The 12,591-nt window shown below is 61.8% G+C and carries 8 protein-coding genes; 4 read left to right on the forward strand and 4 right to left on the reverse strand.

Annotated features, from left to right (window positions below):
* Positions 1 to 332 precede the first annotated feature (332 nt).
* Together NKI31_RS16945 and NKI31_RS16950 are read left to right on the forward strand one after the other, a co-directional pair.
* Complete coding sequence (locus tag NKI31_RS16945) at positions 333 to 1,868, forward strand: DHA2 family efflux MFS transporter permease subunit (RefSeq protein WP_023671527.1); 1,536 nt, start codon at positions 333 to 335, stop codon at positions 1,866 to 1,868.
* 334 nt (positions 1,869 to 2,202) lie between these two features.
* The gene (locus tag NKI31_RS16950) at positions 2,203 to 4,821 is read left to right on the forward strand and encodes an EAL domain-containing protein (RefSeq protein ID WP_352652136.1); all 2,619 of its coding nucleotides are present in this window, start codon (positions 2,203 to 2,205) and stop codon (positions 4,819 to 4,821) included.
* Between the two features lie 29 nt (positions 4,822 to 4,850).
* On the opposite strand, the gene NKI31_RS16955 is transcribed toward NKI31_RS16950, so the two are convergent.
* From NKI31_RS16955 to NKI31_RS16970, 4 genes are all read right to left on the reverse strand, one after another.
* Positions 4,851 to 5,285, reverse strand: coding sequence for a CAP domain-containing protein (locus tag NKI31_RS16955; RefSeq protein ID WP_023700638.1), 435 nt, complete (start codon positions 5,283 to 5,285; stop codon positions 4,851 to 4,853).
* Between the two features lie 242 nt (positions 5,286 to 5,527).
* Positions 5,528 to 6,160, reverse strand: coding sequence for a LysE family translocator (locus NKI31_RS16960; protein ID WP_352537586.1), 633 nt, complete (start codon positions 6,158 to 6,160; stop codon positions 5,528 to 5,530).
* 157 nt (positions 6,161 to 6,317) lie between these two features.
* On the reverse strand, positions 6,318 to 8,291 hold the full coding sequence (locus tag NKI31_RS16965) for a pilus assembly protein TadG-related protein (RefSeq protein ID WP_352652137.1): 1,974 nt from the start codon (positions 8,289 to 8,291) through the stop codon (positions 6,318 to 6,320).
* 196 nt (positions 8,292 to 8,487) lie between these two features.
* A complete protein-coding gene (locus NKI31_RS16970; protein WP_023682977.1) occupies positions 8,488 to 10,383 on the reverse strand; it encodes a TadE/TadG family type IV pilus assembly protein in 1,896 nt (631 codons plus the stop codon).
* A 336-nt stretch (positions 10,384 to 10,719) separates the two neighbouring features.
* On the opposite strand from NKI31_RS16970, the gene NKI31_RS16975 reads away from it, so the two are divergent.
* Positions 10,720 to 11,580, forward strand: coding sequence for a TIGR01459 family HAD-type hydrolase (locus tag NKI31_RS16975; RefSeq protein WP_352652138.1), 861 nt, complete (start codon positions 10,720 to 10,722; stop codon positions 11,578 to 11,580).
* Between the two features lie 9 nt (positions 11,581 to 11,589).
* The gene (locus NKI31_RS16980; RefSeq protein ID WP_023752077.1) at positions 11,590 to 12,573 is read left to right on the forward strand and encodes a bifunctional riboflavin kinase/FAD synthetase; all 984 of its coding nucleotides are present in this window, start codon (positions 11,590 to 11,592) and stop codon (positions 12,571 to 12,573) included.
* The last annotated feature ends 18 nt before the right edge of the window (positions 12,574 to 12,591 follow it).

Genomic DNA, 12,591 nt, shown 5'->3' on the forward strand with positions numbered 1-12,591 from the left:
ATCTCGAAAAGCAGGATCACGGCCCGGCAGAACGCCCGCCGCAGGCGAGGTGAAGTTGAGATGACAGGATCGGTCCGACGGCAGGTTGAACGAGGGGTGGATTGGACCGGGCCGCATCGCGGCCTGCCCAGAACCTGGACCATCTCGGCGCCCATCCTTCGGACCTTGGATTTCCGGGCGGCAAGCGCCTGATGTGTCGAGACCTTCGATCGATGTAACCCCCACATCGATAGATCGCGTCCCACCGCGATGAGGGTCTCTTCACCAGAGAAGGCCTCGCCGCCCGGAAACCTAGTGTATACGTTTTTGTTACCTGTCGGAAGTTCCGCATCATGACCACACCAGAACCTTTCAAGGAAGTGCCGCATCGCGGCCTGATCACCGTGGCGCTGATGCTGGCGACGGTCATGCAGGCGCTCGACACCACGATCGCCAATGTCGCGCTGCCGACCATGACCGGCGACCTCGGCGCGTCGCCCGACAACATCAACTGGGTGTTGACCTCCTACATCGTTGCCGCCGCGATCATGACGCCGGTGACCGGCTGGCTGGCCGACCGCTTCGGCCGCAAGGAACTGTTCCTGGCGGCGGTTGTCGGCTTCACCGTGTTCTCGATGCTGTGCGGCATTGCCTGGAGCCTGGAGAGCATTGTGTTCTTCCGGCTGATGCAGGGCGTGTTCGGCGCAGCCATCGTGCCGCTGTCGCAGACCTTCCTGCTCGACATCAACCCCAGGGAACGCCACGGCCAGGCGATGGCCATCTGGGGCGCCGGCATCATGCTGGGGCCGATCCTGGGTCCGACGCTGGGCGGTTGGCTGACCGAGAATTTCAACTGGCGCTGGGTGTTCTTCATCAATTTGCCGGTCGGCATCATCGCCTTCCTCGGCATGGCAGCCTATTTGCCGGTCGTTGCCCGGCGGATCCGCAGCTTCGATTTCTTCGGTTTCGCCATGATTTCGCTCGGCGTCGGCGCACTGCAGCTGCTGCTCGACCGCGGCGGCGAGGTCGACTGGTTTTCCTCGGTCGAAATCTGGATCGAGCTTGCTCTTTCGATCACCGGCTTCTGGGTGTTCATCATCCACACACTGACGGCGGAACGGCCTTTCATCGACCCCAAGATCTTCCTCGACCGCAATTTCGTCACCGGTCTGGCCTTCATCTTCGTTATGGGCGTGCTGATCCTGGCCTCGATGTCGCTGCTGCCGCCGATGCTGTCGACCATCTTCGGCTATCCGACCGTCACCATCGGCGTCGTCCTGGGGCCGCGCGGTGTCGGCACGATGATTTCGATGCTTGTCGTTGGGCGGCTCATGAGCAGGATCGACGCCCGCATCCTCGTCGTCATCGGCTTTCTGCTCACCGCGCAGTCGCTCTACACCATGTCCTCCTTCACGCCGCAAATGGACAATTGGCTGATCCTCAGCTCCGGCGTCATCCAGGGCCTGGGCATGGGCATGGTGTTCGTGCCGCTGTCCACGGTGGCCTTCGCCACGCTCGACGTGCGCTTTCGCACCGACGCCACGGCTCTGTTCAGCCTGGTTCGAAATCTCGGTTCATCGATCGGCGTGTCGGTGGTGACGGTTCTCATGGTGCGCAACACGCAGGTCAATCACACCGAACTGTCGGCTTTCATCAATCCGTTCAACCCCAATTTGTGGGCGGCCTCGCCGGCGGCAGCAGGCGGCGATCCGACGGCACTTTCGCAGGTGGACCGCATGGTCAACATCCAGGCGATGATGATCTCCTACGTCAACGACTTCAAACTGCTGATGGTGATGACGCTGGTTGCCATTCCGTTTGTCTTCCTGTTGCGCAAGCCGAAGACCGCTCCGGCCGGCGCGGCCGCTCCTGCCGCGCATATGGATTGAGGCGGGCGCCGGTAGCGCTGGCAGCAAGCTGGTTGCCCCTGATGATTTGTTGCTCGGATGATCGTCAAAACCCGCGTGTGCAAAAGAATATCGATAATGAGCCGTTGGAAGTTGATTTGAAATGACATTTGCACCTTTGGTATCTGGTTGCTGACGCCTCCAATTCCGTTACAGTTCATCTTGAATTAGCACATCTGTAACATTGTCAGTCGACTTTCGTCTGGCACGACAGAGGCCCTTTCTTGTTTCAGGTGCCAAACCGGAGGAGGTCTGTTTGGTCACGAAGTCATCCAGAAGATCCGTCGGGGCGCGCGGGCCGGTGGGCGTAGCCGCATTGGCAAGACTGGCTGACGTTTCCTACGATACGCTCGAGGGAGAACTTCGCACGACCATTGCGGCTCTCGAAGGGCAGACCCTGCGCTTCGAGACTGCGATCGAGAATATTTCGCAAGGCATCTGCTTTTTCGATGCCGATGAACGGCTGATCCTGAGCAACCGGCGCTATGCGGAAATCTACCGCATTGCGCCCGAGGAATTGCGGCCTGGCGTGACACTGCGCGAAATAGCCCAACCCCGGGTCCCCGCGGGCACGGCGGCGACGGCTGCCGACACCTATCTCGCAACGGCTCGCTCGATCAATTCGGGCAAGGCTTCGCGGCTCTGGACCGCCAAACTTGTCGATGGTCGCACAATCCAGATCCGTAACCAGCCCATGCCCGATGGCAGTTGGATCGCCACGCATGAGGACATCACTGAACTCCTCGCCAATCGGCAGATCGTCGACGAGCGCATTTCGCTGCAGGCGCTGATCGACTGGGTGCCCGATTATCTCTGGGTCAAGGATACGCAAAGCCGTTTCGTCGTGGTCAACAGCGCCCTTGCGACCGATAGTGGCCGCAACAAGACCAGCGACATGATCGGTTTGACCGATTTTGATCTCCACCCCCCGGAAGTTGCGCGGAAATTTCGCCTGGTCGAGGAGCGCCTGCTCAAGAGCGGACAACCGATGATCGACGCGGAAGAGTTCGTCGTCGATGCGTCGGGGAACGGCAAATGGCTTTCGTCGACGAAGGTGCCGTTGCGCAATCGCCAAAATGAAATCTTCGGCCTGGTTGGCATCGCCCACGACATCACCGCCCGCAAACAGGCGGATGTCCTTCGCAGCGGGCAGGCGCAGATCCTCGAAATGATTGCCACGAGCGCGCCGTTGGAGGACGTGCTCGACCGCCTCATGCGCTTCGTCGAGGCTCAGTTGAAGGGGATATTCGGTTCCGTCCTGCTGCTCGACAAGGACGGCATTCATTTGCGTCACGGTGCGGCGCCGGGCCTGGCGAAAGCCTATACGAGCGCCATCGATGGGGCGGCCATCGGCCCCAAGGTGGGATCCTGCGGAACCGCCATCTACCGGCGGGAACCGGTCATTGTTACCGATATTCTGCAGGATCCGCTTTGGGACGATTACCGCGAACTGGCGGCGCCCCATGGCTATCGTTCGTGCTGGTCAACCCCGATCCTGTCGCATCGGGGCGTCGTGTTGGGCGCCTTTGCCATGTATTCGATGACCGTGCGCGAACCCACCCATGCCGAGACCCGCCTGATCGAATTCACCACCCACATTGCCGGCATCGCGATCGAGCGCAAACTGGCGGAAGACCAGATCCACTTCATGGCCAACCATGATGCGCTGACCGGCCTGCCCAATCGCGCTTTGCTGGAGGATCGGCTTTCCCAGGCGGTCCTCTACGCGCAGCGATACAATCGCTGGATGACGGTGGTGTTCATCGATCTCGACAATTTCAAACTGGTGAACGATACGCTTGGCCACAATGCCGGCGACGAACTCCTCAAGACCGTCGCCAGCCGTTTGGTTGGATGCGTGAAGGCCACCGACACCGTCGTGCGGCTTGGCGGCGACGAATTTGTCATCGTCCTGTTCGACCAAACCACCAATGTCGATGTGGTCTCGGAAACCCTGCAGACGATCAGGGATGCGATCGCGGAACCGGTTCTTGTCGGAGAGCATCGGCTGAGAACGACGGCCAGCATCGGCATCGCAAATTACCCGAAGGACGGGACCAGCCCGGATACGCTGTTGGCCAATGCCGACGCCGCCATGTATCGCGCCAAGGAATTCGGCCGCGACAATTTCCAGTTCTATGCCCCGGAGTTCAACTCAACGGCACATGAAAAATTCCTGCTTCAGGAGGAATTGCGAAACGCGCTCGCCCGGTCGGAATTCGCTCTGCATTATCAGCCACAGGTGGATCTGCGATCGGGGCAGGTTTTCGCCGTCGAAGCGCTGGTGCGCTGGAACCACCCGACGCGAGGCCTGGTTTCGCCGGCGATGTTCATCCCGACCGCCGAGGAGACCGGGCTGATCGTGCCGCTCGGCGACTGGATCCTGCACGAAGCCTGCCGGCAGAACAAAGCCTGGCAGCGCGCCGGTCTGTCGCCCGTAACCGTCTGCGTCAACGTGTCGGCGCGGCAGTTCCGGGAGAAGAACCTGATCGACCGCGTCGTCAACGCATTGAAGGAAAGCGGCCTGGAGGCGAGGTATCTCGAGCTCGAAGTGACGGAAAGCCTGATCATGCAGGATTTCGAGCTGGCGGTCGCAACGATGAACGGACTGCAAAGGCTCGGCGTGCAGATATCGATCGACGATTTCGGAACAGGCTATTCCAGTCTCAGCGCCCTCAAGACGTTTCCGGTGGCGCGGCTGAAGATCGACAAGTCCTTCATCAACGATCTCGCGACCGACGAGAACGATCAGGCGGTCACCGGCGCCGTGATTTCCCTGGGGCAGAAGTTGAACCTTCGGGTGCTGGCCGAAGGTGTCGAAACGGAAGACCAGGTCGCCTTCCTGCGCAAGAACAATTGTGACGAGGTGCAGGGCAATTATTTCAGCGAACCGCTGTCGGCCGGGGATATCGGCGAGCTGATCGCGAAAGGCTGACGGCTGGCTCGCGCCGTAACCGCTGGCTGCTATTTTCCGAGCACCAGGCTCCAGTAGCGGATGGCGCTGTCGCGTCCGTCGCGTACATAGGCGAGGCCGAAGCGGCTGAAATCCGGATCGAGCATGTTGCGGCGGTGGCCGGCCGAATGCATCCAGATGTCGAACAGTTTCTGCTGGTCGAAGCGGCCCTCCGCGATGTTCTCGGCGGCGGCGCCCCGCACGCCATTGTCCTTCATCCGCGACGCGAAATCCTTTCCCCAGCCAGTCGTGTGGCTCATGCGTTCGCGTGAGGCCATATAGCCGGCCTGCTGCCGAGCGGCCTGCTCGAGCTGGGCGTCCGGCACCAGCGCCGGCAGTCCGGCCGAAGCTCGGATGCCGGCCAGCGTCGCGGTGGCGGAGGACGAGACACCGGCGCCTTCGCCGGTCGGCACCGAGACCGTGCTGCAAGCAGCGAGGCCGGCCATGGCTGCAAGGCCGATCAGCAGTAGGCGCCTGTTTGGTTTTGGACTTGCTGCGCCAGAGCGGGTTTGCGCGAGCGGGTGATTGGTGGTGCAGATCATTGTCATGCCTGCCTGACTTAGCGGCGATCATGGCTTTTGCCGGGCAGGGCCGCGAAAATCTCAATCGCGGGCCTCCGTGCAGGTTCGGCCGGCCGATTCGAATGGGAAGGTTGGCGGCCGATGTAGTCTCGGCGCGTTGCGTCCGATCAGCGTTGCGCGTCGGTCGCCATTTTAAGCGCCAGCGCGGCGAGCACCGTCCCCATCATCCAGCGCTGGATGACCATCCATAGCGGCCGTCCGGCAAGAAAGGTGGCGATCGAACCGGCCGTTACCGCGATGATGGCATTGACGGTCAGGCTGATCGAGATCTGCGTGGCGCCGAGCACCAGAAGCTGCGACAGCACATGGCCCTTGCCCAGCGAGATGAATTGCGGCAGCAGCGACAGATAAAGCACCGCCACCTTGGGGTTGAGGAGATTGGTCATCAGGCCCATCGCGAACAGCTTGCGCGGCCTGTCCCTCGGCAGTTCGCGCACCTGGAACGGCGAGCGCCCGCCGGGCCGCACCGCTTGCCAGGCGAGCCATAGTAGATAGAGCGCGCCGGCAATGCGCAGTGCGTCATAGGCAAACGGCACGGCAAGCAGCAGCGCGGTGATGCCCAGCGCAGCCGATACGACATAGAACAGAAAGCCGACCGCCACGCCGCCGAGCGAGATCAGCCCGGCCTTGGGGCCTTGCGACAGCGAGCGCGAGATCAGGTAGATCATGTTCGGCCCGGGCGTCAGCACCATGCCCAGGCAGACCAGCGCGAAGGCGAGATGGTTGGCGGTTTCGGGCACGAGCGATCTCCGGGAAGCGGTGACGATACCCATCACGCGTTTTGACTCACCGCAAGAGCATGATGGCCGGAGCCTTTGCGCCAGCGTCGAAAATGACGAAAGCGGCGAAGCCGCCAAATTTCCCCCGCAAGGTGGGGAAGATCAGCAGCTTCAACCCTCAGCTCACCACGCGCAGGTTCGAGAGCTCGTTGGCGATTTCCTTGAAATTGTCGGACAGCGTGGCGCCGGTCGCGTTCCAGAACAGTTTTGCAGGCTTGCTCGGGTTGGTCGGATCCTTGCGGAAGCGCGAGTCCGACGAGCACGTCTTCAGTGCCTCCATCGCGCTCTTGTCGCCGGCGTCGGTCGTCGACATGTCGAGCGCTACCGTCATCACCATGATGTTGGCCGCCTTGGCGTTGTTGCACAGCGTCGCCATCTGCTCGTTAAGGGCAGCGGTGTAGTTGCTCGACGAATAGTTGAGCTGGCCGATGGCGCTCGACGTGCCGCCAAACAGGCGGGTGACCGCAGTGCCGTTGTAGCCGACGCCGGTATAGCCATAGCCGGCATAGGTCGACTTGTTGCCGGCCGGGTCGCTGTTCACCGTCGAATAGGTGTTCTCGCCGTCGGTGAGCACGATGACCACCTTGTCGTTGCCGCGCTCGGTCTCCGGGCGGCCCTCGGTGAAGGGCTCGGTGCTGGAGACGGTGCGCCAGCCCCAGGCCATGCCTTCCGGCACATTGGTGTTGCCGTTGGGGGCCATCAGGTCGATTGCGGCCTTGATCTTGGTCAGCCCGGCGGCGTTGGCGACGTCGGTCAGCGGTGTGATCGGCGTGGTGGTGCAGCTGTAATTCGGACCGGCACCCGTCCCCAGCACCGGCGCGTTCATCGGCCGTGGCTGGAAATATTTGGCCATGTTGGATTGCCTGGTCTTGCCGGTGGTGCTCGCCGGATCGTCGTTCCACCAGCTGTTGGCCGCGCCATAGGTCTTAGGGGCCACCTCGTCGGGGTCCTGCGTTATGTACCAATGATTGCCCGGCTCGTCCGGCGCGAACATCGGCACGAACATGGTCGCGGGATCGCCGACGCCGGTGCCGGTGTTGTTCGGTCCGCCGGAGGCCGGCGCGTCGGTGACATTATAGGGGTAGGGACGGACCTCGACGCAGCCCTGCCAGCTGGCGAACGGTCCGTATGTGTCGTTGTAGTCGTATTCGTTGTGGCTGTCCGAGCATGTATGATTGGCACGATATTTGTCGCAGACCACGCGTTTGCTGCCGACGATGCGCTCGTGGCTGGTGACCACCTTCATGTCGCGGTAGAGCGAGAAGCGGGTCAGCATCTGCCCCTCCTGCTCACCCCAGCCAGTTCCTTTCTTGTACCAGATGCCGCCGATCTTCTGGGCATATTTGTCGGCTGCGTTAAGCGTCGACCAGGCGAAATTCTCGTTGTGGATGGGCGACAGCCCGTAGGCGTCGATCCATGACGCGTTGTCGTTGCTGGCGCCGACATTGACCGAGGCGGCGAACGGCACCAGGCTGAACTGGACCGGCTTGTCGATCTGCTTGATCATCGCGGCCTGCAACGCAAGCGTGTCGACGAGCTGCTTGGCGGCTTGCTTGAGAAGGTCGATGCGCTTTTGTCCGGCACCCGTGCCCGTGTTCGACATCGACCCCGAATTGTCGAGCACCATGGCCACTTCCAGCGTGTTCTTCAGCCGGACTTGCGAACACACGGAGTACGTGACGTTTTCCGACGTCCTGCCGATCAGCATCGCCGCTGCCGGCAGAAAATAGGGCTTGTAGACCAGGCTGGCGCACAGCTTGACGATGCCGCCGCCGGTCGTGCTGCTGGGCAGCGTAACGCTGAGCGTCGTGTCGGCGGGATCGACGTCGTTGAGGTTTGCCTTGAAGAAGTCGAGCGCATAGGCCCGCAACTGGTCGTCGGTGGCGCCTTCCACCAGCCGGCGCGCGGTGGCGAAGTTGGCGGCGTCGAGTGCGTTGACCACCCTCTGCTTCTCGCTGACCACGCCGGTGTAGTCGACGGCCATGGCCACGCCGCCCATCAGTGGCACCATCGCCACAACGGTCATCAGAGCGTAATTGCCGCGGCGGTCACGCCAGAAGTCACGCCGGAATGTGCGCCAGAGTTCACGCATGTGATGTAAGCGGCCCCGCCTGCGGATTCTTCAATGCCGCCACAGTTTCACAAAACGTTGAAGGATGGGTTTGGGAAACTGCTCGATTGCGCGGATAGCGCTTCACCAGGCGCTAACCAAATGCACGGACACGTGAGCAACGCCGCAACAAAACGCCCCGCCGAGGCGGAGCGCCGTGTTCAAAAGATCGCGCCGATCAGCTGACGATGCGCAGGTTCGACAGTTCGTCGGCGATTTCCTTGAAACTTTGCGACAAGGTGGCGCCGGTCGCGTTCCAGTACAGCTTCGCCGGTTTGCTCGGGTCGGTCGGATCCTTGCGGAAGCGCGAATCCGAGGAGCATTTCTTGAGCGCGTCTATGGCAGTCTTTTCCGCCGGCTTGGTGGTAACCAGGTCAAGCGAGACCGTCATCAAGAGAATGTTCGAATTCTTCGCATTGGTGCAAAGCGTTTGCATCTGCTGGTCAAGCGCGGTTGTGTAGTTGGCCGCCGTATAAGTTGTCTTGGGGACGGTCGTGTTGACGAAAAGGCGGGTCGCGGTTTCCCCCGTTTTCGGGCCGGTATAACCATAGGCGGCGTAGGTCGATCCGTCCTTAGCATAGCTGCTGGTCATGTCGTTTGTGGGGCCGATGCTGTAGGTGTTGGCCCCGTCGGTCAGCACGATGACGACTTTGTCGTTGCCCCTTTCAGTGTTCGGCCGGCCTTCTGTGAATGGCTCGTTGCTCGACACCGTCCGCCAGCCCCAGGCCAGCCCTTCCGGCACGTTGGTGTTGCCCGTCGGGGCCATGGCATTGATGGCATCCGTCAGGATTTTCTTGCCTTCGGTGGTGGTTATGTCCTGCAACGGCGTGATCGCGGCGGTCGTGCATGCCGAATTGGGCCCATCATCGGCCGCAGTACTCGATGCGTCCCAGGGCTTTGTCAGAAAATACTTTCGCATATCCGCCTGGCGTTTGGTGACAGTCAGCGTGTCGGAATAATCGATCCACCAATTGTTGGCGTAACCCCAGGTCGATGTGCTGGTGCGAGTGGTGTCGGTCCAGAAATTGCCAGCTTCGTCCGGCGCGAACATCGGCACGAACATGGTGGCGGGCGTGCCAGTGGTCGGCGACGTGTCGTCGTCGTTATAGGGATACGGCCTCGCCTCCACGCAGCCCTTCCAGGCTTCGTATTGGGCGGTCACAGAGGTCTTGCAACTGCCGTTCGAGTTCTTTTTCGTACAGGTCGTGGCCTTCATGTCGTTTGCAAAGAGACTGAACCGCGTCGCCGTGGTATTTTGGCCGTATTGCCCGGTGCCCCAGCCACTGCCGCGCTTCCAGTAAGCACTGCCGACCTTTTCAATGTATTTATTCGAGTCATAACCAGACGACGCGTTCTTGTACATGAACTGCCAATCAAAGTTCTCGTGATGGATTGGCGAAATGCCGGTCGTATCCATCCAGGTTGCGTCCTTGTTGGCTGGGCCAACATTGACCGAGGCGGAAAACGGGACCAGCGAGAACTGCACCGGCCTGGTGACCTGCCTCATTTGTGCGGCCTGGAGCGCCATCGTATTGACAAGCTCGGTAGCGGCCTTTTTGAGCAAATCTATTCGCGGCTGGCCGGTGCCGGAGCCGTTGATGCTCATGGAGCCGGAATTGTCGAGCACGAGAGACACTTCCAGCGTGTTCTTGAGGCGGATCTCGGAGCACGCGGAGGTTTTGGCATCGGTGGACGTTCTTCCGATCAGCATGGCCGCCACCGGCAGGAAATAGGGGTGGAACGTCAAACTGGCGCACAGCTTCAGCGTGCCGCCACCTGCGTTGTTGTTGGGCAGCGTCACCGTCAGGGCCGTATTGGCCGAGCTGACCTTTCCGAGATTGGCTTCGAAGAAATCCTTCGCATAGGCCTTGACTGCCGTGTCGGTCGCCCCGGTGACGATCTGCTGTGCCGTGGCAATCCCGGCGGCATCCAGCGCGTTCAGCATGTTCTGCTTCTGGCGCAGGAGATCGGTGTAGTCGATTGCAAGCGCCAGCGCGCCCATCAAGGGCACCATGGTGATCACTGTCATCAAGGCATAGTTGCCGCGTCTGTCGTTCAGAAATCTGCGGATCATGCCTTCAGCACCCCTGCCAGGACCCAATATCGGTCCGAAGATGCCCACAAAATCGTTAAATTTCAGGTTGCTGAAATACATTCAACATCGGCCCATCTTTTCAAGGCTCGTTAACCACTCGGCCCTGGTGATCAGCGGTGCGACATTGTTTCGATCGACCGAAGCTCGGAGAAGGGTGGTTCCTGCCTGTTGCAACCTTCGATCAGCCCGTTGCGCAACAGCCTCGCAAGTGCCGAAAAGCTGGTGACAGGATGAAACGCTTCGGTTAATGCGGGGCCGGTTGCGGCGGACCGTCGGCTGCAGCTCTCGCAATGATCGTCACAGCAGGAAAACGGCATGGCGGATTCGCCTGACATCATCGGCTCGCTCGCGGATTTGTCGGGCGCCTACTCGGCCATCCTGTGCGATGTCTGGGGGGTGATCCACAATGGCGAATGGCATTTTCCGGCGGCTGCCGAAGCGCTTGCCGCCGCGCGTGCGGCGAAGGTCCCGGTCGTCCTGATCACCAACTCGCCGCGCCGCAATGCCGATGTGGTGGCGCAGATGAATGCGATCGGCGTTCCCGCCGCCGCCTACGACCGCGTCGTGACCTCAGGCGATGTGACCCGCGACCTTATCGCCGAAGGCCCACGAAAAATCTTCCATATCGGCGCCGACCGCGATTTCACCCTCTATGACGGTCTGGACGTCGAGCTCGTCGAGGAGTTCGAGGCCTCCGGCGCGGTCTGCACCGGGCTGTTCGACGACGAGGTGGAAACGCCTGAGGATTACGCCGATCTGCTGCGCCGGCTGCGCGCCAGGAACCTGCCTTTCATCTGCGCCAATCCCGACATCGTGGTCGAACGCGGCGAGCGCATGATCTGGTGCGCCGGCGCATTGGCGCGCGACTATGCCCAGCTTGGCGGCCGCACGCTGATCGCCGGAAAACCCTATGCGCCGGTCTATGACGTGGCGCTGCGGGAGGTTGCCGTGCTTCTCGGCCGCGACGTCGAGCGCTCCGAGGTGCTGGCCATCGGCGACGGCATGATGACCGACGTCAAGGGCGCCGCCGACAACGGCATCGACGTGCTTTACGTCTCGGGCGGCATTCACGCGCGCGACTATGGCGATCCCATGCAGCCGGACCCCGCCAGGCTTGCAGCCTTTCTGCAAAAGCACGGCTACCGGCCGGTCGCCGTCATTCCGAGACTGCGGTAGGGTTGCTGCATGAGCGCAGCTTTCGAACACATTTCAGCAACCGCGCCGCTGCCGCCGCATTTGCGCGGCGGCGTGGTGGCGATCGGCAATTTCGACGGCGTCCATCGCGGCCACCAGGCGGTGCTCGATCGCGCGCTTGCCGAAGCCGGGCGGCGCGGCGTGCCGGCGCTGGTGCTGACCTTCGAGCCGCATCCGCGAAAAGTGTTCAGGCCCGATATGCCGCTGTTCGTATTGACGCCGCCGCCGATGAAGGCGCGGCTGCTGTCGCATCTGGGCTTTGCCGCACTCGTCGAACAGCCGTTCACGCGCGCCTTTGCCGGCCTGTCGGCCGAGGCTTTCGTGACCGATGTGCTGGAGACGAACCTCGGCATCACCCATGCCGTCACCGGCTTCGATTTTCACTTCGGCAAGGACCGGCAGGGCGGTCCTGCGTTTCTGATGGCGGCAGGCGAGCGCCATGGTTTCGGCGTCACCCTGGTCGACGCCTTTCGCGACGAGGGCGCCGAGGTGGTGTCGTCGAGCCGTATCCGCGAGCTGCTCTGCGAGGGAGAGGTCGCCGAGGCAGCAGGCCTGCTCGGCTACCGCTTCACCGTCGAAAGCGAAGTGATCGGCGGCCAGCAGCTCGGCCGCACGCTCTGCTTCCCGACAGCCAACATGAGGCTTTCGCCGGAAACGACTCTGAAGGAAGGGATTTATGCCGTCCGCTTTCGCCGCGCCGACGGCACGCTCTATGATGGTGTCGCCAGCTTCGGGCGTCGCCCGACTGTCGACGACAATGGCGCGCCGCTGCTCGAAACCTTCGTCTTCGACTTTGCCGGCGATCTCTATGGTGAGATCTGCGACGTATCGTTCTTCGGCTTTTTGCGCCCCGAGGTGAAGTTCGATGGGCTCGATGCGCTAGTGGCACAAATGAAGCGCGACGAGGCGGAGGCGCGCGCGCTGCTGGCCGGCGTCAGGCCGCTTTCGGATCTGGACGGCGCCATCGCTTTTTGAGCCTTCCGGCCGCTTACC

The sequence above is a fragment of the Mesorhizobium sp. M0659 genome (assembly GCF_040320605.1).
In the GTDB taxonomy this organism is placed as follows: Bacteria; Pseudomonadota; Alphaproteobacteria; order Rhizobiales; family Rhizobiaceae; genus Mesorhizobium.